The sequence below is a fragment of the Pseudomonas sp. IPO3749 genome (genome assembly GCF_013386605.1).
Lineage (GTDB): Bacteria > Pseudomonadota > Gammaproteobacteria > Pseudomonadales > Pseudomonadaceae > Aquipseudomonas > Aquipseudomonas azotoformans_A.
Genome location: NZ_JACARN010000028.1, coordinates 13,447 through 34,637, shown reverse-complemented (window position 1 = coordinate 34,637; position 21,191 = coordinate 13,447). Strand labels below are relative to the sequence as shown.

16 protein-coding genes and 1 pseudogene are annotated in these 21,191 nt (G+C 63.1%); 4 read left to right on the top strand and 13 right to left on the bottom strand.

Features of this window, described 5'->3' with window-relative positions:
* Positions 1-11 precede the first annotated feature (11 nt).
* The 10 genes from HX812_RS12715 to HX812_RS12670 form a co-directional block, all read right to left on the bottom strand.
* Positions 12-707 (bottom strand): ABC transporter ATP-binding protein, encoded by a 696-nt coding sequence (locus tag HX812_RS12715; protein ID WP_028617000.1) that lies wholly within the window; start codon positions 705-707, stop codon positions 12-14.
* On the bottom strand, positions 707-1,456 hold the full coding sequence (locus HX812_RS12710) for an ABC transporter ATP-binding protein (RefSeq protein WP_038849033.1): 750 nt from the start codon (positions 1,454-1,456) through the stop codon (positions 707-709). Before HX812_RS12710 ends, HX812_RS12715 begins: the two co-directional genes overlap by 1 nt.
* Positions 1,453-2,463, bottom strand: coding sequence for a branched-chain amino acid ABC transporter permease (locus HX812_RS12705; protein ID WP_038849035.1), 1,011 nt, complete (start codon positions 2,461-2,463; stop codon positions 1,453-1,455). Before HX812_RS12705 ends, HX812_RS12710 begins: the two co-directional genes overlap by 4 nt.
* A 1-nt stretch (position 2,464) precedes the next feature.
* A complete protein-coding gene (locus HX812_RS12700) occupies positions 2,465-3,325 on the bottom strand; it encodes a branched-chain amino acid ABC transporter permease (RefSeq protein WP_016974865.1) in 861 nt (286 codons plus the stop codon).
* A 58-nt stretch (positions 3,326-3,383) separates the two neighbouring features.
* Positions 3,384-4,586 (bottom strand): ABC transporter substrate-binding protein, encoded by a 1,203-nt coding sequence (locus HX812_RS12695; RefSeq protein ID WP_033903285.1) that lies wholly within the window; start codon positions 4,584-4,586, stop codon positions 3,384-3,386.
* A gap of 212 nt (positions 4,587-4,798) precedes the next feature.
* A complete protein-coding gene (locus HX812_RS12690; RefSeq protein ID WP_038847680.1) occupies positions 4,799-5,566 on the bottom strand; it encodes a FadR/GntR family transcriptional regulator in 768 nt (255 codons plus the stop codon).
* A gap of 107 nt (positions 5,567-5,673) precedes the next feature.
* Complete coding sequence (locus tag HX812_RS12685) at positions 5,674-6,417, bottom strand: alpha/beta fold hydrolase (RefSeq protein ID WP_038847679.1); 744 nt, start codon at positions 6,415-6,417, stop codon at positions 5,674-5,676.
* Positions 6,418-6,521: 104 nt separating this feature from the next.
* Positions 6,522-7,925: an efflux transporter outer membrane subunit gene (locus HX812_RS12680; protein WP_038847678.1), complete on the bottom strand. Its 1,404-nt coding sequence runs from the start codon at positions 7,923-7,925 to the stop codon at positions 6,522-6,524.
* Positions 7,918-9,888 (bottom strand): MacB family efflux pump subunit, encoded by a 1,971-nt coding sequence (locus tag HX812_RS12675; protein WP_038847677.1) that lies wholly within the window; start codon positions 9,886-9,888, stop codon positions 7,918-7,920. Before HX812_RS12675 ends, HX812_RS12680 begins: the two co-directional genes overlap by 8 nt.
* Position 9,889: 1 nt before the next feature.
* The gene (locus tag HX812_RS12670; RefSeq protein ID WP_038847676.1) at positions 9,890-11,059 is read right to left on the bottom strand and encodes an efflux RND transporter periplasmic adaptor subunit; all 1,170 of its coding nucleotides are present in this window, start codon (positions 11,057-11,059) and stop codon (positions 9,890-9,892) included.
* 255 nt (positions 11,060-11,314) lie between these two features.
* Here HX812_RS12670 and HX812_RS12665 point away from each other — a divergent pair, with 255 nt between their 5' ends.
* The 4 genes from HX812_RS12665 to HX812_RS12650 all read left to right on the top strand — a co-directional run bounded on the left by HX812_RS12665 (position 11,315) and on the right by HX812_RS12650 (position 15,377).
* The gene (locus HX812_RS12665) at positions 11,315-11,797 is read left to right on the top strand and encodes a sigma-70 family RNA polymerase sigma factor (protein ID WP_033903279.1); all 483 of its coding nucleotides are present in this window, start codon (positions 11,315-11,317) and stop codon (positions 11,795-11,797) included.
* Positions 11,798-11,916: 119 nt separating this feature from the next.
* Entirely contained in the window at positions 11,917-13,254 is a 1,338-nt protein-coding gene (locus HX812_RS12660) for a lysine N(6)-hydroxylase/L-ornithine N(5)-oxygenase family protein (RefSeq protein WP_016974872.1), read from the top strand.
* 66 nt (positions 13,255-13,320) lie between these two features.
* The gene (locus HX812_RS12655; RefSeq protein ID WP_038847671.1) at positions 13,321-14,541 is read left to right on the top strand and encodes a putative DNA modification/repair radical SAM protein; all 1,221 of its coding nucleotides are present in this window, start codon (positions 13,321-13,323) and stop codon (positions 14,539-14,541) included.
* Positions 14,538-15,377, top strand: a complete 840-nt coding sequence (locus HX812_RS12650; protein ID WP_033903276.1) for a TIGR03915 family putative DNA repair protein — start codon at positions 14,538-14,540, stop codon at positions 15,375-15,377. Before HX812_RS12655 ends, HX812_RS12650 begins: the two co-directional genes overlap by 4 nt.
* On the opposite strand, the pseudogene HX812_RS12645 reads toward HX812_RS12650, so the two are convergent.
* From HX812_RS12645 to HX812_RS12635, 3 genes and pseudogenes are all read right to left on the bottom strand, one after another.
* Positions 15,346-16,758, bottom strand: a pseudogene (locus HX812_RS12645) (efflux transporter outer membrane subunit); the annotation flags it as partial. The gene HX812_RS12650 and the pseudogene HX812_RS12645 sit on opposite strands and share 32 nt — an antisense overlap.
* On the bottom strand, positions 16,742-17,908 hold the full coding sequence (locus HX812_RS12640) for an efflux RND transporter periplasmic adaptor subunit (protein ID WP_038847670.1): 1,167 nt from the start codon (positions 17,906-17,908) through the stop codon (positions 16,742-16,744). The gene HX812_RS12640 and the pseudogene HX812_RS12645, both read right to left, overlap by 17 nt.
* Positions 17,898-21,119 carry an efflux RND transporter permease subunit gene (locus HX812_RS12635; protein ID WP_016978008.1) on the bottom strand — a complete coding sequence of 1,074 codons (3,222 nt, stop codon included), beginning with the start codon at positions 21,117-21,119 and terminating at the stop codon, positions 17,898-17,900. Before HX812_RS12635 ends, HX812_RS12640 begins: the two co-directional genes overlap by 11 nt.
* Between the last annotated feature and the right edge of the window lie 72 nt (positions 21,120-21,191).

Below are 21,191 nucleotides of genomic sequence, written 5' to 3'. Positions count from 1 at the left end.
GCAGTCTCCGGTCAGGCACTCAGGGCCAGGTAACGGTTTTTGATGGTCGGGTCGGCGCGGAAGGCTTCGGCGCTGCCCTCGTAGACCACGCGGCCCTGTTCGAGCACGTAATGGCGGTCGGCGAGCTTGTCGCAGACCATCAGGTTCTGTTCCACCAGCAGCACCGGCAGGCCGTCGTCCTTGACCTTGCGCAGGATCTTCACCAACTCGTCGACGATCACCGGGGCCAGGCCTTCGGTGGGTTCATCGAGGATCAGTAGCTTGGGATCGTTGAGCAGGGCGCGGGCGATGGCGAGCATCTGTTGCTCGCCGCCGGACAACGCGTGGCCGGCGTTTTTGCGGCGCTCCTTGAGGCGCGGGAACATGGCGTACACGTCTTCGAGCTGCCAGCGGCTGGTCTTGCGTGCGGCGATGCGCAGGTTTTCTTCGACGGTGAGCAGGCGGAAAATCCCACGGTTCTCCGGCACCAGCGCCAGGCCCTGGCGGGCAATTTCGAAGATCTTCTGGCCCACCAATGCCTGGCCGTTGAAATGGATCTGGCCCTGGCGCGGGCAGATGATGCCGAGGATGCTGCGCAAGGTGGTGGTCTTGCCAGCGCCATTGCGCCCCAGCAGCGTCACCAGTTCGCCAGGGTTGACGGTCAGCGACACGCCTTCCAGCACGTGGCTCTTGTCGTAGTAGGAATGGATGTTCTCGACGATCAGCATCAGGCAGCCTCCCCAAGATAAGCGGTGCGCACGCGTTCATCGGCGCGCACGAATTCCGGCGTGCCTTCCACCAGGATCTGGCCGTGGCTCATCACCGTGATGCGTTGGCTGATGGACATGACGATGCTCATGTTGTGTTCGATCAGCAGCACCGTGTGGTCGCGACCGAGGTCGCTGATCAGCTGGGTCATGATCGGGATGTCATCGATGCCCATGCCCGAGGTGGGTTCGTCGAGCATCAACAGTTTCGGTTTGGAGCAGATCGACATGCCCACCTCCAGCACCCGCTGCTGGCCGTGGGACAACTCGCCGGCCAGGGTGTCGGCACGGGCGGTGAGTTGCAGGCGTTCCAGCACCTGGTCGGCCATCTCCAGGTGTTCGCGCTTGCTGTCGACGCGGCGCCAGAAATTCAAGGCGCGTGCGCCGTCACGTCCCTGGGCGGCCAGGCGCAGGTTTTCGCGCACGCTGAGGTTCTGGAACAGGCTGGTGAGCTGGAACGAGCGCGCCATGCCCAGGCCGACGCGGCCGTGGGCGGGCTTGCGCATCAGGTTCTTGCCGTCGAAATGAATCGCCCCGGCGGTGGCCTGGCGTTCGCCCGTGAGGCAGTGGAACAGGCTGGTCTTGCCCGCGCCGTTAGGGCCGATGATGGTGTGGATGGTGCCGGCCTCGACCTTGAGGTTCACGCCGTTCACCGCGTGGAACGCGCCATAGGCCAGTTCCAGGTCTCTGGTTTCCAAAAGGATGCTCATAGCCCTTCCTCCTTGGCGACAGCGGCCGTGTTGCGATGGCCGCGTACCTTTTCGAACAGCGACGCCAGGCCGCCCCACAAACCACCGCGCATGAAGATCACCACCAGGATCAGGATCACCCCCAGCAGCATCAGCCAGCGTGGCCACAGGTCGGAGAGGAAATCCCCGAGCAGCACGATGGAACCGGCGCCGAGCAGCGAGCCGAACAATGAGCCGGTGCCGCCGACGATGGTCATGATCAGGATGTTCTCGGACATCGCCAGGTCGATATTCGACAGCGGCACAAAGTGCAGCAGCATGGCGTACAGCGCGCCGGCAATCCCGGTAACGGCGCCGGACAGCACAAACACCAGGATCTTGAAGTGCCGCGTGTCGTAGCCGATGGCCGAGGCGCGGGTTTCGTTTTCGCGGATCGCCATCAAGGTGCTGCCGAATGGCGAGGCGATCACCCGGCGGGCGCCGATGAAGATCAACAGGAACAGCACCGCGACAAAGCCGTAAAAGGCGCGGGCGTCGGCCAGTGACAGCAGCACGGTTTCACCCACGCGGATCTCCGGGCGCGGCACGCTGAGCAGGCCGTTGTCGCCACCGGTCCAGTCGCTGAGGGTGTAGGCGACAAAGTAGGCCATCTGACTGAAGGCCAGGGTCAGCATCACGAAGTAGATGCCGGTGCGACGGATCGCCAGGGCACCCACCAGCAACGCCAGGAAGCCACCGGCCACGGCGGCGCCGAGCAACGCCGTGAACAGGCCCAGTTGCAGGTGGATCATCAGCAACGCCGCGCAATAGGCGCCGGCCCCGAAGAAGATGCCTTGGCCGAACGACAGCAGGCCGGTGTAGCCCAGCAGCAGGTTGCAGGCCAGGGCCGCCATGGCAAAGATCAGGATCTCGGTGGCCAGGGTCGCCGACGGCAGTATCAAGGGCAGGCCGATCAGCACCGCCAACACCCACAGCAACATCGCGCGCGATTGCGTCTTGGCAAACGGCAGGGGATTTTTCTCGCTCATGTCAGGCTCTCCCAAACAGGCCGTAGGGACGGACCAGAATCACCACGGCCATGGCGCCGTAGATCATCAAGCTCGCACCCTGGGGCCAGAGTGTGGTCATCAGGCTTTGCACCACGCCCACCAGCAAACCGCCGACCAGCGCACCGCTGAACGAGCCCATGCCGCCGATCACCACCACCACGAAGGCCACCCCGAGAATTTCCGGGCCGACAAAGGGCTGCGCGCCGCGCAACGGGGCGAACAGCACGCCCGCGACACCGGCCAGGGCCACGCCGAGGGCGAAGGTCATGGAGAACAGGCGGAAAATATTGGTGCCCAGCAGCGACACGGTTTCGGTGCTTTCACTGCCGGCCCGCACCAGGGCGCCGAAGCGCGTGCGTTCCAGCAGCAGCCACAGGCCCAGGCCGACCAGCCCGGAAAACACGATGAGAAACAGGCGGTAGTAGGGGTAGACGAAGTCACCCACCACCAGCACGCCGCGCAGCAGTTCCGGCACGGCGACGCTTTTGCCCACCGGGCCCCAGATCATCACGCTGGCTTCCTGGATGATCAGCGCGATGCCCAGGGTCACCAGGATCTGGAACATGTGCGGTAAGTGATAGATGCGCTGGATCAACAAGCGTTCGATGGCCCAGGCCAGCGCGGCCACCACCAGCGGCGCAATCAGCAGCGCCAGCCAGAAGTTGCCAGTGAGGCTCACGGCGGTGTAGCAGATGTAGGCACCCAGCAGGAAAAACGCGCCGTGGGCGAAGTTGACGAAGTTGAGCAGGCCGAAAATGATCGTCAGCCCGACCGCGATCAGGAAGTAGATCATCCCCAGCCCAAGGCCGTTGAGGATCTGGAACAGATAAAGATTAAGCATGCAGGAACCCTCTGCAGGAGGCCGCTTGCACGGCCCTGCGCTACCAAATTCAGGGGGATCAGCCGAGCGTGCAGCCCGTGGCTTCCACCGGCGGGAACGACTGGCCGGCGCTGAGCACCTTGGCCAGGTCGTCCTTGTCGGCCATGTCGGCGGTGGCCTTGCCGATCAGCAGGTAGTAATCCTTGATCACCTGGTGGTCGCCGGCGCGGATCGATTCCTTGCCGGTGGGCCCTTCGTAGCTCAGGCCCTGCAGGGCCTTGGCCACGGTCGGTCCGTCGAAACTGCCGGTAGAAATGATGGCTTCGAGCATGACCTTGGTGCTGATGTAATCGGCGGCCAGCGGGTAGGTAGGGTTGATGCCGTATTTGGCTTGGGTGAGCTTGACCAGTTCACGGTTGAGCGGGGTGTCGACCTGGTGCCAGTACTGCGCGCCGAGGTACACGCCCTCTAGCACATCGCTGCCCAGTTCCTGGAACTGGTCGAGGCCGGCGGACCACACCAGCAGCACCTTCATGCGTTCCTTGATGCCGAAGTTCACCGCCTGGCGCAGGGTGTTGGACGACTGGCTGCCGAAGTTGAGCAGCACCAGCACATCGGGTTTGGCGGCGATGGCGTTGGTCAGGTAGCCGGAGAATTCCTGCTCCTGCAACGAGTGGTAGCTGTTGCCGATGTGTTCCAGGCCGTTTTCCTTGAGCACATTCTTCGCACCTTCGAGCAGCGCTTCGCCGAACACGTATTGCGGGGTGATGGTGTACCAACGCTTGGCGTCCGGCAGCAGCTTGATCAGCGGCACCATGGTTTCGCGGATCGCGCCGTAGGTAGGCACCGACCAGCGGAAGGTTGCCTTGTTGCAGTCCTTGCCGGTGACTTCATCGGCGCCCACCGGGGTCATGAACACACCGCCGACCTTGTCCACTTCCTTGGCCACCGCCAGTGCCGAGGACGACAGGGTGCAGCCCTGGAAGAACCGCGCGCCATCCTGCTGGATGGCTTCCTGCACCTTGCGCACGGCCTTGCCGGCATTGCCCTCGGTGTCGATCACCTTGTAGTTCAGTGGGCGGCCGAGCAGTTCGGGGTGCTGCTCCACCGCCAGGCGCGAACCCATGTCGGCAAACTTGCCATAGCTGGCAAAGGCGCCAGACATGGACTTTAGGCCGTAAAAGGTAAAGGGCTCGGCGGCGAATGCAGACCGGATGCTCAGCGGGAGGCTGAGGGCGGCGGCTGCGGTAAGACTGGCTTTCAACAACGTACGACGCTGCATGGGGTGACTCCCTGGTTTAGTTATTGGCAGGAGTGGCAATGGCGATACGGTGGAGCAAGGGCCTGTGGGCAGGCCTTTTTATTGAGGTGAAACGCGGACAGAAACTGTGGGAGCGGGCTTGCTCGCGAATGCGGTGCATCAGCCACCGGATGCTTTGCTGACTCACCGCCTTCGCGAGCAAGCCCGCTCCCACGTTGGGTCTGTGGTGTTTTTTAAGAGTGATCGAACTCCAGTAGAAAATGCGGGCTGACCTGGCCTTCAAGGGCGGTCATGTGGTGTTCGGCATCGCACATGTGTTCATGCATCAAGCTACGCACCGCGCTTTCATCCCCGGCACGAAAGGCGATCAGCAGCTGCTTGTGATAGTCGAGGTTGGCGGCGTCGAACTGCTTGCGCTTGGGCTTGTAGGCTTTTTTCAGCACCACCAGGTCGCGCAGCAGATCGTTGAGGAACTGCGCCATGAAACTCAGCAAAGGGTTGGGACAGGCCTTGGCCAGCAGGTTATGGAACTCAAGTTCCGCCAGGCGCTGTTCACGCTGGCCGGCTTCACTGTCTTCGGGGGCGCTGCAAAAATCCACGTTGTCTTGCAGGGCCTGGTAGTCCTCTTCGCTCAAGCGCCCGAGCACCGATACCGCCAGTTCCACTTCGATGACTTTGCGCAGTTGGTACACCTGTTCGCCGTCCAGATGCTGGAAGTGCAGGTAGTTGCGCAACGCGCGGCTGGCCGGTTCGGTGCCGGCCTGGTTCAGGTAGGCGCCGCCGCTGGGCCCGGTGCGAGTGCTCACCAGGCCTTCCACTTCCAGCGCCTTGAGCGCTTCGCGGGCCGAACCTTTGGAGCACTGGAAGCTTTCCATCAGCTCGCGTTCGGTGGGCAGGCGGTCGCCGGGCTTCAAGGCGTCGGTGACGATGGAGCGCTTGACCGACTCGACAATCACATCGGACAGCTTCTGGCGTTTGCGTCGTAGCGGGCGGCTTAGCATAAGTTTGATTTATCGTATTAATGCGGATTAATAGCACTTAATAACGATCGAGGTGCAGCGTCAACGGCGGGTGTCGTTTTCGATGGCAACAGGTCGCAATCGAGTGGTTACTCGTCGTTGCCCGAATCCAGGCAGCGTGTGGATGGCGGAGGCTGCTTGCCGAAGACCAGGAAGTCGCCCACCCAGCGGTTGATGCAGCTGCTGGCATCCTGTTTGGCCAACTCTTTCAGGCGCAGTTGTTCGACCTGCGGTGAGGCCGATTCGGGCTGTGGCGCATTGACCAGCACCATGCGCGCCACTCGTTCGGGAAACAGCGCCGCGTACCGGTTGCCCAGGCGGGCAGCATCGGCATTGCCCAGGTAGAGCAGTTGGGCGTCGCCCAGTTGGGTGCGCACAAACTCCAGGTCCTGGGCGGCCTGTTCGACGCCATTGTCGTTGCCGAGGTCGCGGGGGCTGAGTTCGATGACGTCGTAGCGGTTGACCAGCGTGCGATACGCCGGGTTGGAGTAGGAGCCCCAGAGGCTGGTCAGGTGAATGACAAAGGTGCCGCCCTGGTTCCTTTTGGGGGCATCGCCAGCTTGGGCGAACACCACGCCTTCGCGGTTCAGCGGGTCACGGGCGCCGACGCGGGTCAGGTAGAGACGCAGATTGCCTTGCCGAGGCGCGGCGTAATTGCGCGGCACGCTCACGACCCCGCATTGGGTGCGTTGCAGCACTTCAGGGTCCAGGCGTTCAACGGTGGGCAGGGGGCAATCCAGCAGCCAGTCGATGGCGGTGGGGGGAATCAGTTCTTGGGCAGCACTGGCTGTTACCCAGAGACAGGCGCACGTCAGGTATTTTGCGACAGTCATCAAGAGGTCCTGGGCAACCGTGTGAGAGCGGTTTTTTTACCAAGGACCTTTGGTCGAAGAATGTAGGGCGAGAAGACAGCTGATGTACGAAAGCGGAGTTTTGTTTATCGGATCTGTGTCTGCCAGCCGCCGCCCAATGCCTTGTACAACGCGATGCTGGCCTGTAGGCGCGACAGCCGCAGTTGCACATTCTGGTCCTGGGCCGCGTACAGGGTGCGTTGGGTTTCCAGTACTGTGAGCAGGTCTTCGGCACCGGCCTGGTAGCGGCTTTCAGCAATTTGGAAGGCGGTCTGGGCCTGTTGCAGTTCTTCGCTTTGCCATTCGCGCTGCTGGTCGAGACGGGTGATGCTGCTGAGGGATTTTTCCACGTCGGCAAAGCCGTTGATGATCGCACCGCGATAGGTTTGCAGCAGTTCATCCTGGCGCGCGCGGGCCTTGTCACGTTCAGCACTTAAACGGCCGTTGTTGAAGATCGGCGCCACCAGCCCGGCGGTCAGCGTGTAGTAGGGGCTGCGCAGGACATCCACGGCCTTGTAGGCGTCGGAACCCAGGGTCGCGCCGAGGGTGATGGCGGGCAGCATGGCCGCGCGGGCCACGGTGACGTCGGCCTGTGCGGCCGCCAACTGCGCCTCGGCCTTGGCGATATCAGGACGGCGGCTGAGCAATTGGCTCGGCATACCGGCACCGATCGTTGGCCAAGTGAGTGCCTGGAACGGCTCTGCGCCCAGGTCCAACGTCTGGACCGGTTGGCCGAGGAGGGCGGCCAGCGTGATCCGCGACTCTTCGGCCAGTTGCTGGATCAGCGGCAGTTGACGTTGCTGGCTGGCCACCAGGCTTTTTTGCTGGGCCAATTCCAGGGCGGTGGCGGAGCCGGCGTCATAACGGGTCTGCACCAGGTCGAGCACGTTGCGCGCATTGGCCAGGTTCAGCTCGGCAATCTGCTGGCGCTGCTGCGCGGCCAGGGTTTGCGCGTAGCGGTCGGCCACGCTGCTGAGCAAGGTCAGCTCCACGGTGGCTTGGTCAAATTCGCTGGCGCGCAGGCTATGCAGGGCGCTGTCGCGGGCGGCGGCGCGGCCACCCCAGAAGTCCACTTCGTAGCTGGCGCTGAGGTTGGCGCCAAAGTTGTCGACGGCGTCATCGCTTTGCGTTGCGTCAAGGTCCGGTCCACCCGGGCCGCGCAACAGCTTCTGGCGGCTGGTGGTGAGGTTAAGCTTCACTTCCGGCAACAGCGGCGCGCCGGCAATCACTGCACTGGCTTGGGCCTGGCGCACGCGTGCGGTGGCGGCGGCCACGTCGAAACTTTCACGCCGGGCCTGTTCGACCAGACGGTTGAGCTGCGGGCTGCCAAACTGCGTCCACCATTGCTGGTTGGTGGCTTGGGCAGCGTCGCGTTCGGCAAATTGCCAGGCGGCAGGCGCTGCAATCCCGCTGTCGAGCGCGGGCGGGTTGCCGGTGCAGGCGCTGAGTAACACGCACAAGGCAGGCAGGTAGAAGGACTGTTTATTCACTGGTCAACGCCTTAACCGGATCGAGCCGGGCAGCTTTACGGGCCGGCATGAAGCCGAATACGACGCCGGTGACGAGTGCGCAACCAAATGCGCCAAACACCGCCAAGAGGGAGAACTGCACCGCCACCTTGGCCAGTACCAACACGCCGCCGACCAACAAGGCGAGGGCGATGCCACACAAACCGCCGACCACTGAAAGCATCACCGCTTCCGTGAGGAACTGGCGCAGGATGTCGCGCTGGCGTGCGCCGGTGGCCATGCGGATGCCGATTTCACGGGTGCGTTCGCGTACGGTCATCAACATGATGTTCATCACGCCGATCCCGCCCACCAGCAGGGAAATCGCCGCAATCGAACCGAGCATCAATGACAGCGTGTTCTGCGTGCGGGCCTCGGCCTGGATCATCGCGGCGTTGTTGGTCAGCTCGTAGTCGCGCTTGCCGTTGTGCAACTTTTGCATCAACTGATCAATGGCGACTTCGGCTTCGTGGACCTTGCGCGCATCCGCCGCCGCGATCACCACATATTCGGGGTTGTAGCTGCCGAAAAGGCGCACGCTGGCGGCGGTGTAAGGGATGGCAACGCGGTCGTCACTGTCCTTGTTGCCGGAGGCGGCGCCTTTTTCCGCCAGCACACCGATCACCTGGAACGGTACGTTTTCAATCAGGATGTACTGGCCGATCGGGTTGACCTCGCCCTTGAACAGCTTTTCGCGCACGCGATGACCGATCACCGCCACGGTGGCGGCGGCGCGCTCGTCGGCGGCCGTGAAGTAACTGCCCTCGACCACCGGCCAATTGAAAATCTCCGGGAAATTGGTGTCATTGCCGCCCACATACGCTATGTAGTCCACGTTGCCGTAACGCACCCCGGCTTCGCTGCCGTTGACCGGCATGATGCGCTGGACCTGGGGCAGGGCCGCCAGCGCGTGGACGTCATCGAGGGTAACAATGCCCAGCGGCGTACGCGGGTTCGGCGACGAGCCGCTGAGGTAGATGATGTTGGAGCCGAACGCGCCCATTTGCGCCATGACCTGGCGCTTGCTGCCTTCGCCCACCGCCAGCATCACCACCACCGAGGCTACGCCGATAATGATCCCCAGCAGGGTCAGCGCGGTGCGGAAGCGGTTGATCCACATCACCCGCCAGGCGGCTTGCACCGCATCCACCAGCTCGGCTTTCCACGCGCCATTGTGCTCGGCGCCGTCGGCCAGGCGCTGGCGCAGGTCCACGGCTTGCAGGGCGCCGTTCGCCAATGCCGGTGCAACGTCGCTGCCGTCGGCTGAATCGCTGATGATCAAACCATCGCGGATCTCGATGATGCGATTGGCCCGCGCCGCCACTTCGCGGTCGTGGGTAATCAGGATCACCACGTGGCCCTGGCTGGCGAGTTCGTCGAGCAGCGTCATGACCTCGGCGCCACTGTGGCTGTCGAGGGCGCCGGTGGGTTCGTCGGCGAGGATGATATGGCCGCCGTTCATCAACGCGCGGGCAATGGACACCCGCTGTTGCTGGCCACCGGAAAGCTGGTGTGGACGGTTGCCGGTACGCTCCGCCAGGCCCAGGCGGGTGAGCAGGGCATGGGCGCGGGCATGGCGCTCGGCGGCGCTGATACCGGCATAGATCGCCGGCATCTCGACGTTTTCCTGGGCCGAGCCCGACGGGATCAGGTGGTAGCCCTGGAACACGAAGCCGAAGGCTTCGCGGCGCAGCCAGGCGAGTTCGTCGCTGTCCAGGTGGGCGACGTTCTCCCCGGCGAACAGGTAGTCGCCGGTGCTTGGACGGTCCAGGCAGCCGAGGATATTCATCAACGTGGACTTGCCGGAGCCCGAGGCGCCGACGATGGCGACGAATTCCCCGGCATGGATCGACAGGTCGATGCCGCGCAACACGTCGACCTGCGGGCTGTCGCCGCCGCCGTAGGACTTGCGGATGTGCTTGAGTTCGATCAGGGGCGTGGTCAACTCAACCCCCGTTGCCGTTGGCCGGGCCGATCAGCAGTTGATCACCTTCGTTCAGGCCGTCGAGCACCTGGACGCGCAGGCGGTCGCTGATGCCTACCTGCACCTGGCGTTGTTCGATGCGGCCATTCTTGCCCACGACCTGGGCGATCTGTTGGTTGGCATTGGCCGTGCCCGACAACGCGGCGACCGGTGCGGTGAGGGCGTCCTTGACCTGGCTGGCGACGAAAAATACCTGGGTGGTCATTTCGGCCATCAAGGCGTTGTCGCTGTTGTCCACGTCCAGCAGCACGGTATACAGCACCACGCGGCCGCTGCCACTTTTGCTGGTGCTGTTGGGGCTGCCGCTGCCCTGGGTTTCATTCAACGGCTTGGGCGGGATCGGCAGGATCTGGCGCACCGTGCTGGTCCAGCGCCGGTTACCGCCGCTCAGGGTAGTGAAATAGGCGGTCATGCCCGGTTTGACGTGGCCGATGTCGGCTTCCGAGACTTCCGCCCACACGGTCATCGGCGACAACTTGGCGATGCGCAGGATCAGCGGCGTCTGCTGCTGTGCGTTGAGGGTCTGGCCGACCCGCGCGTCTACCGCCACCACGGTACCGGTCATCGGCGCGTAGATGCGCGTGTAGCCCAATTCCGCTTCGTCACTGCGCAGGCTGGCCTGGGCTTGCTGGATCTGCGCCTGGAACATGTCGACCCGCGCCTGGGTGGCGCTCAGTTCGGCCTTGGCGGTTTGCACGTCTTCTTCGCGGGTGGCGTTGCCGGCGGCCAGGCGTTGCTGGCGCTGGTACTTCTGGCGCGCCAGTTCGTGCTGGGCCTTTTGCTCCTGCAACTGGGCCTTGAGGTTTTCGATGGCGTAGCGGCTGGCATCCAGCTTGGCTTTTTGCGTGGAAGGGTCGATCTCCACTAGCAGTTGGCCTTCCTGGACCTGGTCGCCCGCCTCGACGTGGATCTTGCGGATCTGTCCGGAGGCCTGGGCGCCCACGTCCACGTAACGGCGCGGCTGCAGGGTGCCCAGGGCGGTCACGCTGTTTTCGATACTGCCGCGGGTGACGGTGACGGTGGTGAGGGTGTCACGCCCCGGTGGCAGCACTTGCCAGGCCGCGATGGCGATAATGGGGATCAGGCACGCGATAACAAGCAAGGCGCGTCGGGCAGGTCGAGGGCGTTTCATGCTTTGGTTCCAGCCAGGAAAGTTCGGACCGCAGTTGCGGGGAGCTGACAAGTAAACGAGGGAATTGCGCGGGGATTTAGGCAGTTACATAAGCAGTTACAGCTCCTTTGAAGAAAAAAATCGTCCGTTGATGCAAGTCTGCTTTAAAAGTAGATGAGAATTACTATAAATTGCACGCACTCAAACTGCCATCACCTGAAGGCTGTCTTTATTTGCACCCAAGGACCTAATGCCGCCACCCGGCGGTCGGGAGTCATGTTGGAAAACTACTATCGCGAGCTGGTGTGTTTCCTCAACGCCAAGCTGGGCAACCGTCAGGTGGCCGAGGATGTGGTGCATGACGCTTATGTCCGGGTGCTGGAGCGTTCCAGCGATACGCCGATCGAACAACCCCGTGCCTTTTTGTACCGCACCGCGCTCAATCTGGTGATCGACGGCCATCGGCGCAACGCCTTGCGGCAGGTCGAACCCCTGGACGTGCTGGATGCGCAAGAGTGCTTCGCCAGCAGTTCGCCCCATACCAGTCACGACCACGGCCAGCGCCTGGAACTGCTCGAACGCGCCCTGGCCGAGCTGCCGGCGGCCTGTCGCGACAGCTTCCTGCTGCGCAAGCTCGAAGGCCTGACCCACCTGCAGATCGCCGAACGCCTGTGCATTTCCCGCGCCCTGGTGGAAAAACACATCGTCAACGCCATGAAGCACTGCCGGGTGCGGATGCGCGAGTGGGAAGCGCACTGATCAATGATCAGTTAAATTTTATTTCACTGTCCTCGTTTCCTATCAACACACGGCCTGTTGTTCAGGTCTTGAAGGTATTCCCGCCCCACCGCCAAGGGGCTTATCCAGAGGACACTGGAATGACACAGGCAATTGCTTCGCCCGCGGTTCACGACCTGATCGGTATCGGTTTCGGCCCTTCGAACCTGGCGCTGGCCATCGCCCTGCAGGAGCGCGAAAAGGCCCAGGGCAAACTGGACGTGCTGTTTCTCGACAAACAGGCTGACTACCGCTGGCACGGCAATACCCTGGTGACCCAGAGCGAACTGCAGATCTCGTTCCTCAAGGACCTGGTGACCTTGCGCAATCCCACCAGCCCGTATTCCTTCGTCAACTACCTCAAAGCCCACGACCGCCTGGTGGACTTCATCAACCTGGGCACCTTCTACCCGTGCCGCATGGAGTACAACGACTACCTGCGCTGGGTCGCCGGGCAGTTCCAGGCCCAGGCGCGCTATGGCGAGGAAGTGCTGGCCATCGAGCCGATCCTGCACCAGCAGCAGGTTGAAGCGCTGCGCGTGATTTCCCGCGATGCGCTGGGTGAGCAACATGTGCGCACCACCCGTTCGGTGGTGGTCAGCGCCGGCGGCACGCCGCGTATTCCTGAAGCGTTCAAGGCGCTGAAGGGCGACAGCCGGGTGTTCCACCATTCCCAATACCTGGAGCGCATGGCCAGTCAGCCGTGTGTCGAGGGCAAGGCCATGCGCATCGCCATCATCGGCGGTGGCCAGAGCGCGGCAGAAGCCTTCATCGACCTGAACGACAGCTTCCCGTCGGTGCAGGTCGACATGATCCTGCGCGGTTCGGCGCTCAAGCCCGCCGACGACAGCCCGTTCGTCAACGAAGTGTTCTCGCCGGCCTTCACCGACCTGGTGTTCCAGCAAGAGGGCGCCGAGCGTGAGCGTCTGGTCGCCGAATACCAGAACACCAACTATTCGGTGGTGGACCTGGACCTGATCGAGCGCATCTACGGCATCTTCTACCGCCAGAAAGTCTCCGGCATCGCGCGCCAGGCGTTCCGCACCATGACCGTGGTCGAGAAGGCCACCCCAGGCCCGCTGGGCATCGAACTGGTGCTGCGCAACAACGCCAACGGCGATACCAGCATCAATCACTACGACGCGGTGATCCTGGCCACTGGCTACGAGCGCCAGACGCACCGCGCCTTGCTCGCGCCGCTGGAAGACTACCTGGGTGACTTCGAGGTGGCGCGTGACTACCGCATCGTCACTGACGAGCGTTGCAACGCCGGTATCTACATCCAAGGCTTCAGCCAGGCCAGCCACGGCTTGAGCGATACTTTGCTGTCGGTATTGCCGATTCGTGCGGATGAGATTGCGGCGTCGTTGTATGCGCTGGACCGTGGGCGCGGCAAGGGGCGCTCGGTGCAGGACCTGTTGCTCGCCACGGCAAGCTGACAGGCTGCACTTGTGACCCGGAGGGTTGGCTGATACTGTACAAAAAACCAGTATCGGTAACCCTCCATGCAGTTGATCGAAAAACTCAGCATCCTCGCCGACGCCGCCAAGTACGATGCGTCCTGCGCCAGCAGTGGCGCACCCAAGCGCAGCTCCGAGGGCAAGGCGGGGCTGGGTTCCACCGATGGCATGGGCATTTGCCATAGCTACACGCCGGACGGGCGTTGTGTGTCGTTGCTCAAGGTGTTGCTCACGAACTTCTGTCTGTACGACTGCCAGTACTGCGTCAACCGCCGCTCCAGCGACGTGCCCCGCGCGCGTTTCAGCCCGGAGGAGGTGGTCACCCTGACCCTGGATTTCTACCGGCGCAATTGCGTCAGCGGGCTGTTTCTCAGTTCCGGCATCATCCGTTCGTCCGACTACACCATGGAGCAACTGGTGCGGGTCGCCAAATTGCTGCGCGAAGAGCATGACTTTCGCGGCTATATCCATCTCAAGACCATTCCCGACGCCGATCCGGCGCTGATCGCCGAAGCCGGAAAGTATGCCGATCGCCTGAGCGTGAACATCGAACTGCCTACCGAGGCCAGCCTGCAGACCCTGGCGCCGGAAAAAAAGATCGTGTCGATCAAGCAGGCCATGCAGACCATCTACACGGGCGAGCAGACGGTCCGCAACGAACCGCGCGCGCCGCGTTTTGCCCCGGCCGGGCAGAGCACACAACTGATTGTCGGCGCCGACGACACCGATGACAGCACCATCCTCCACGGCGCCGAGGCGTTGTACGGTAACTTCAAGCTGCGCCGCGTGTATTACTCGGCGTTCAGTCCCATTCCCAACAGTCCGAAAAGTGTGCCTTTGGCAGCACCGCCCTTGATGCGCGAGCACCGCTTGTACCAGGCGGACTTTTTGCTGCGCAGTTATGGCTTCAGCGCCAACGAGCTTTTCCAAGGCCCCGGCCACCTGGCCCTGGATATCGACCCCAAGCTGGCCTGGGCCCTGGAAAACCGTGAGGTGTTCCCCCTGGACCTGAACCGCGCCGAACCGACCTTGATCGCGCGTATACCAGGCATTGGCCTGCGCACCACCCAGCGCCTGGTGGACCTGCGCCGCGAGCGCAAGATCCGCTTCGAAGACCTGGCGCGCATGCGGTGTGTGCTGGCCAAGGCCAAGCCGTTTTTCATCACCAGCGACTACCACCCGCAACAGGCCGACAGCACCAGTGTGTTGTTGCGCGAGCAATTGCGCGACCGTCCGCAGCCGCAGCAAATGGGCTTGTGGGGATGATCAGCCTGGAGTGCAACAACCTGTTCAGCACCTGGCGCGAGCAGGCGCGCTGGCTGCTGAGCCATCAAGTCGACCCCAGCCAGGTGAGCTGGGGCGAGGCTGAGGTGGCGGACCTGTTTGCCACCGACGAACCGATTCCCGAAGGCTTGGGGCCTTACCAGACGCGGGTGCCCAAGGCCCTGCTGGAATTGCTGGAGTCGGCGGCCTGCTACCACGGGGACCAGCGCTGGAGCCTGTTGTATGAAGTGTTGTGGCGCGTCAGTCATGGTGACCGCACGGCGATGCTGGCGGGGGACAAGCTGGGCAGTGAGTTGCAGCGGCGGATCAAGCAGGTCAGTCGCGAGGCGCACCATCTGCATGCGTTTGTGCGATTTGTCGCGCTACCGGCCGGGGCGGGGCTGGAGTTGCCGGAATATGTGGCCTGGCATGAGCCGGCCCACGACATCCTGAAATCGGCCAGCCAGCATTTTGTCGGGCGAATGGGGCGTCATCGCTGGATGATCGCCACGCCGTTGGATGGGGTGTATTACGACGGCGAGCAGCTTGTTCATCAGCGCGAGTGCCCCGAGGCTTGGCGCCAGCTGGCACAGAATGTCGAGGACCCCCACAGTGCGATGTGGCTGACCTATTACAGCCACATCTTCAACCCGGCGCGCTTGAACCCCAAGGTGATGGAGGGGCATCTACCGAGCCGGTTCTGGAAAAACCTGCCCGAGGGCAAGTTGATTCCGGGTTTGATCACTGAGGCGCGGACGGGGAAGCAGAAGGACGGGCAGGCAAAATTGATTGGGGCAAAGCCGGGTCGCCAGATTGCCAACCCCCACCGAGCGCGGTGACCAACCCCACGCTCGCCTGCAACTGACGGGTCTGTACCGCCTGCAACGTGCGTTGTGCCTGCAGGGCTGCCGTCTGTGCGGTGACCACGTCCAGGTAGCTTACCGCGCCGGCCTCGTAGCTGTTCATCGCCAGCGTTTGTGTGTGTTGCGCTGCATCCGCCGCCGCTTGCTCATCCTGGGCTTCCTGTTGCAGGTCTCGTAGCTGCGCCAGGTTGTCCTCGACTTCGCGCACCGCTTTCAACACATGGCTGCGGTAGTGCGCCGAGGCTTCTTCAAACTCGGCTTTGGCTTGGCGTTCATTGGCGCTCAAGCGGCCGCCATCAAAGATCGGCAAATTGACCAGTGGACCCAGCGCCCAATAGCGATTGCCCGCCGACAGCAGGTTGCCGACGCCTTGCGTCTGCCCACCGATCAGCCCGGTCAGGCTGAAGTCCGGGTACCACGCGGCCTTGGCTACGCCGATATTGGCATTGGCTGCAAACACCCGGCGTTCCGCCGCCGCGATATCTGGCCGACGTTGCAGCAGGTGGCTCGGTAGCTGCGAAGGAATCCCCGGCAGCGCAATCAACCTCTCGCTTGGCGACAAACTGAAATTGCTGGCGGCCACGCCCACCAATTCGCCTATCGAATGTTCGGTGAGGTTGCGTTGGCCCTGCACTTCATCCCATTGCGCCTTGGCTTCGGCCAACTGATTCTGCGCGCGCGTCAGGTCGAGCTCCGACGCAATCTGGCCCTCATATCGGCTGCGAGTCAGTTGCAATGCCTGGCTGAAATCATCCAGCGAAGTGCTCAGAATCCGCGCCTGGGCATCCAGCCCGTTGAGCTGCACGTACAAGGTCGCCAACTGATGTTGCAGGCTCAAGCGCGCCACCGCCAAATCATCGCCGGACGCCTGTGCCTGTGCATCACCGGCCGCCACTTGGTTGCGGATTTTGCCCCACAGGTCCAGGTCGTAGCTCAGTGAAAACCCTGCGGTGTTGCTGTTGTACACCGATGGCTGCGTATCCCCTCGCAGCGGCCGCGAGTCCGATTGCCGCTGGCGCAATGGCTGCGCGCTGGCGGTGATCTGCGGGAACAACCCCGCATGCAATTGGCTGGCATAGGCCTGGGACGCATCGAAGTGCGCGAGTGCCGCCGCCAAGTCGGGGTTGGCCTTGAGCAGTTGCTGTTGCAGGTCGTTCAGGCGCGCATCCTGGTAGAGCGTCCACCATTCGGGGGCCAATTGATCGGACGGTTGCGCGCTGTGCCAGGGACCGTCGCTGGTCTGTTCGCGATACCCGGCCGGCAGGTCAACAGTAGGCACCTTGTAGGTCGGCGCCATCGAGCAGCCCTGCAACGCCAGCAGCATCAGCGCTGCCAGGGGTTTAAGCCTTAGGCGCATGCGCACCTCCGGCGGCGGCCAGTTGCACTGGGTCGCCTTCACGCAGGGCGTCCGGCGGGTTGTCGACCACGCGGTCGGCGGGTTTCAGGCCTTGGTCGATGACCAGGCGTTCGCCTAGGTCGAGGCCGATGTGAATGTCCTGCAGGTGCACGTGATTCTGCGCGTCCAATACCGCTACTTGGGTGCCTTGGGCACGGAAGATCAACGCGCTGGCCGGGATGCTCACGCCATGGGTATCCGCCGGAATCGGCAAGGTGGCTTCGGCGTAGTCACCGGGGAGCAATTCGCCATTAGGGTTGTCGGCCACGAACTGCGCAAGCAGGGTGCCGGAACGGCGGTCGATGGCGGTGGAATCACCGATCAGGCGCGCCTTGAAGTGTTCTCCGGGGTGTTCGGGCACGGTCAGCTCGGCTTCAAGGCCGGGGTGGATGACCGCCGCGTAGTTCTGCGGCACGGGCACATACAGGCGCAATTGATGGGTGTCGGCGATGTTGAACAGCTCGGGATCGCTGTCGGTGTCGGCCTTGATCAATTGGCCGATATCGGTGTTGCGTGCGGTGATGGTGCCGGCGAACGGCGCGCGGATCGTCTTGTAGCTTTCCAGTGCGGACAGCCGCGCATAGTCGGCAGCGGCGGCTTCGGCGTTGGCTTTTGCGGCGGCGGCGTTGGAGGTTTTTTCATCGGCCTCCTGGCGCGATACCGAATGGCTGGCGAGCAGGTTTTGCCAGCGCGTCGCGGTGGTTTCGGCCAGGCGTGCGTTGGCCTGTTCCTGTATCAGCCGTGCATGGGTTTGCGCCAGTTGCTGGTCCAGGTCGGGGCTGTCGATCTCGGCAAGGATTTGCCCGGCTTTGACCTGGGTGCCGATGTCGGCTTTCCAGTCTTTCAAGTAGCCGTTGACGCGGGCGTGAATCGGCGCCTTGCTCCAGGCTTCCAGGTGCGCCGGCAAGCGCAGGGTGTCGCCGGCGGCATTCTGCTGCGGTTGGAACACCATCACCTGCGGGACGGCGGCGGTTTCGGTCCAGGCGGTGACCGATTGTTCGTGCAGCGTGCGGGCGTGCAGGCCGTTGGCGACCAACAGGGCGGCCAGGGTCAGGCCGCCGACACCCATGAGCATCAGACGCTTGCGCGAGGGTTTGTGATCAGACGACATGAGGCGTTTCTCCAGCAGTGGCGCGAGTAGGGTGACGGCCGTGGACCAGGCTGAAGACCACGGGGACAAACAACAGGGTGGCGGTGGTGGCGAGGATCAAGCCACCGATCACCGCCCGGCCGAGCGGGGCGTTTTGCTCCTCGGAAATCGCCAGGGGCAACATGCCGATGATCATCGCCAGGGCGGTCATGCACACCGGGCGAAAGCGCGTGTAACCGGCTTCCAGCGCGGCCTTGAGCGCATCGCCATGTTCGGCCAGGCGTTCACGGCAGAAGCTCACCACCAGGATCGAGTTGGCGGTGGCCACGCCCATGCACAGGATCGCGCCGGTCAAGGCGGGCACCGACAACGAGGTGCCGCTGAGGAACAGCATCCACACGATCCCCGCCAGTGCGGCCGGCAAGGCGGTGATGATCACGAACGGATCGACCCACGACTGGAAGTTGACCACGATCAGCAGGTAGATCAGCACCACCGCGCCAAGCAAGCCAAAGCTCAAGCCGCTGAAGGCTTCGTGCAACGCATCGATCTGCCCGTGCAGGCTGATCACCGCGCCTTTGGGGCGCATGGACGCCGTGTCATCCAGCACTTTCTGCACATCACGGGCCACGCCGCCGAGGTCGCGACCTTGCACGTTGGCGTACAGGTCCAGGGTCGGTTCGATGTTGTAATGGGTCACCACTGCCGGGCTTTGCACACGGGAGATGGTGGCCACGCCGCCAAGGATCTGCGACTGGCCATCGGCGCCGGTCACCGGCAGCGCTTCCAGCGAAGGCAGGCTGTCGAGGCGATATTGCGGGGTGGCGGCGACGATCGAGTAGGACACGCCGTTGGCGGGGTTGAGCCAGAAGGTCGGTGCCACTTGGGAACTGCCGGCGAGGGAGGCGACCATGCTGTTGGTCACGTCACGTTCGGTAATACCCAGGCCATTGGCGCGCAGGCGGTCGACGTTGACCTGCAAGGACGGGTAGCCGGTGGACTGCTGGATGCGCAGGTCGGCGATACCGGGTACGTGTTGCAGGCGTCGCTCCAGTTCCACCGCATACGCGCGGTTTTCTTCATCGCTGCGTCCGGAGATTTTCACGTCCAGCGGGGCCGGGGCGCCGAAGTTGAGGATCTGGCTGCTGATGTCGGCTGGCAGGAATGCGAAGTGGCTGCCGGGGAAGCTTTCCGGCAGGGCTTCGCGCAGTTTCTTCACGTAATCGGCGGTGGGCGCGTGGTCTTTTTTCAGGGTGACCTGGATGTCGCCGTCCTGCGGGCCGATGGTGCCGCTGCTGCTGTAGGCCATGTCGATACCGCTGAGCGGGATGCCGATGTTGTCGACGATGGTGTCGAGTTCTTCGGCGGGAATCACCTCGCGAATCCGCGCTTCGATACGGTCGAAGGCGGCGGCGCTTTCTTCGATGCGCGTGCCCAGTGGCAGGCGCACGTGCAGGGCCAATGCACCCGCGTCGGTGGCCGGGAAGAAGTCCTGGCCGAGGCTCGGCAGCAACAGGAACGACGCCAGCACGCAAGCCAGGAAACCGACGATAAAGCCCTTGCGATTACCCAAGGCCAAGGTCAGCAGGCCATGGTAGGTGTCGCGGATATTCGAGAAGTGCCGTTCAAAGCCCTGCTGGAAATTCAGCACCGATTGCAGCACGCGATTGCGCGGTTTCTTGTGCTGCTCGCCCTCGTGGTGGTTGATGAATGCATCTTCCGGATGATGCCCGGCGCCTGGCTCCGGCGTGTGCGGCTTGAGCAGGAACATCGCCAGGGTCGGCACCAGCGTACGCGAAAGAATGAACGAACTGGCCATGGCAAAGATCACCGCCAGGGCCATCGGCCGGAACAGGTAGCCGGCGATGCCTTGCAGCAAAAACATCGGCACGAACACGATGCAGATACACAGCAGCGAGACGAACGCCGGGCCGACGATCTGTGCGGCGCCGTCGAGGATCGCGGTCTTCACCGCCTTGCCTTGCTCAAGGTGCCAGTTGATGTTTTCGATGGTCACCGTGGCGTCGTCCACCAGGATCCCCACCGCCAACGCCAGCCCACCGAGGGTCATCACGTTGAGGGTTTGCCCGCTGACCGCCAACAGTGCAATAGCCGACAGCACGGCCAGGGGAATCGAGGCGGCAATAATGATCGTGGAACGCCAGCTGCCGAGGAACAGCAGGATCATCGCACTGGTCAGCAGCGCGGCAATGATGCCTTCCTGGGCCACGCTGCCCACCGACTGTTTGACGAACACCGAGGCATCACCCAGCAGCGAGGTCTTCAGCGACGGCGGCAGGGTCTCGTTGATGCGCGGCAGCATCTGGCGGATGCCGTCGATGATCGACAGGGTGGAGATGCTGCCGTTTTTCAGCGCTGGCATGAGGACCGCGCGGTGGCCGTCGACGCGCACGATATTGGTCTGCGGCGGCGAGCCGTCGCGCACGTGGGCGACTTGGCCGATGGTGATCAAGGCTCCGTCGACGGTCTTGATCGGCAGGTCATTCAGCTCATCGATGGCCTTGGGGCTGTTGTTGAGCAGGATCGTGTATTCGTTGGGGCCGAGTTTGGCGGTGCCCACCGGGATGATCTGGTTCTGCAGGGCCAAGGCGTTGCCCACGTCCTGGGCCGACAGGCCTTTGGCGGCCAGCGCCTGTGGGTCAAGGTCCAACGTGATCTGGCGCTGCTTGCCGCCCATGGGCGTCGGCATGGCCAAGCCGGGCAGGGCGCTCAGGGGCAGTCGGATGTTGTTCTGCACCAGGTCGCGGATCTTGGCTTCCGAGAGGCTGGGGCTGGAGAACGCCATCTGCAAAATCGGCACCGTGGAGGCGCTGTAGTTGAGGATCAGCGGTGGCGTGATGCCCGGCGGCATCTGCTTGAGGACGGTTTGTGACACCGCTGTCACCTGGGCGTTGGCGGTGCGGATATCCACGCCGGGTTGGAAGAAGATCTTGACGATGCCCATGCCGGGCAGGGATTGCGATTCGATATGCTCGATGTCGTTGACGGTGGTGCTCAGGGAGCGTTCATAGGTGTAGATCACCCGACCGGCCATGGCGTCCGGCGACAGGCCATTGTACTGCCAGACCACGGCAACCACGGGGATGCCGATGTCCGGGAAAACGTCAGTGGGGGTGCGCAGGGCCGCCATCGGCCCGATGATGCAGATGAATATGGCCAACACGATAAACGTGTACGGCTTTTGCAGTGCGGTCTTTACCAGCCCGAGCATGCGTGAAACCTCCTTCGGTGCAGGATTGCAAACCCCGGCAGTCTTGCCCGACCCACCTAACACGCACCTTTC

Excerpts from the sequence above, each read along its gene's own strand:
- HX812_RS12665 (WP_033903279.1), top strand. The coding sequence starts at position 11,315 with ATGTTGGAAAACTACTATCGCGAGCTGGTGTGTTTCCTCAACGCCAAG.
- HX812_RS12650 (WP_033903276.1), top strand. The coding sequence starts at position 14,538 with ATGATCAGCCTGGAGTGCAACAACCTGTTCAGCACCTGGCGCGAGCAG.
- HX812_RS12635 (WP_016978008.1), bottom strand. The coding sequence starts at position 21,119 with ATGCTCGGGCTGGTAAAGACCGCACTGCAAAAGCCGTACACGTTTATC.
- HX812_RS12695 (WP_033903285.1), bottom strand. The coding sequence starts at position 4,586 with ATGCAGCGTCGTACGTTGTTGAAAGCCAGTCTTACCGCAGCCGCCGCC.
- HX812_RS12705 (WP_038849035.1), bottom strand. The coding sequence starts at position 2,463 with ATGAGCGAGAAAAATCCCCTGCCGTTTGCCAAGACGCAATCGCGCGCG.
- HX812_RS12685 (WP_038847679.1), bottom strand. The coding sequence starts at position 6,417 with ATGACTGTCGCAAAATACCTGACGTGCGCCTGTCTCTGGGTAACAGCC.
- HX812_RS12660 (WP_016974872.1), top strand. The coding sequence starts at position 11,917 with ATGACACAGGCAATTGCTTCGCCCGCGGTTCACGACCTGATCGGTATC.
- HX812_RS12700 (WP_016974865.1), bottom strand. The coding sequence starts at position 3,325 with ATGCTTAATCTTTATCTGTTCCAGATCCTCAACGGCCTTGGGCTGGGG.
- HX812_RS12640 (WP_038847670.1), bottom strand. The coding sequence starts at position 17,908 with ATGTCGTCTGATCACAAACCCTCGCGCAAGCGTCTGATGCTCATGGGT.
- HX812_RS12670 (WP_038847676.1), bottom strand. The coding sequence starts at position 11,059 with ATGAAACGCCCTCGACCTGCCCGACGCGCCTTGCTTGTTATCGCGTGC.
- HX812_RS12715 (WP_028617000.1), bottom strand. The coding sequence starts at position 707 with ATGCTGATCGTCGAGAACATCCATTCCTACTACGACAAGAGCCACGTG.
- HX812_RS12655 (WP_038847671.1), top strand. The coding sequence starts at position 13,321 with ATGCAGTTGATCGAAAAACTCAGCATCCTCGCCGACGCCGCCAAGTAC.
- HX812_RS12710 (WP_038849033.1), bottom strand. The coding sequence starts at position 1,456 with ATGAGCATCCTTTTGGAAACCAGAGACCTGGAACTGGCCTATGGCGCG.
- HX812_RS12690 (WP_038847680.1), bottom strand. The coding sequence starts at position 5,566 with ATGCTAAGCCGCCCGCTACGACGCAAACGCCAGAAGCTGTCCGATGTG.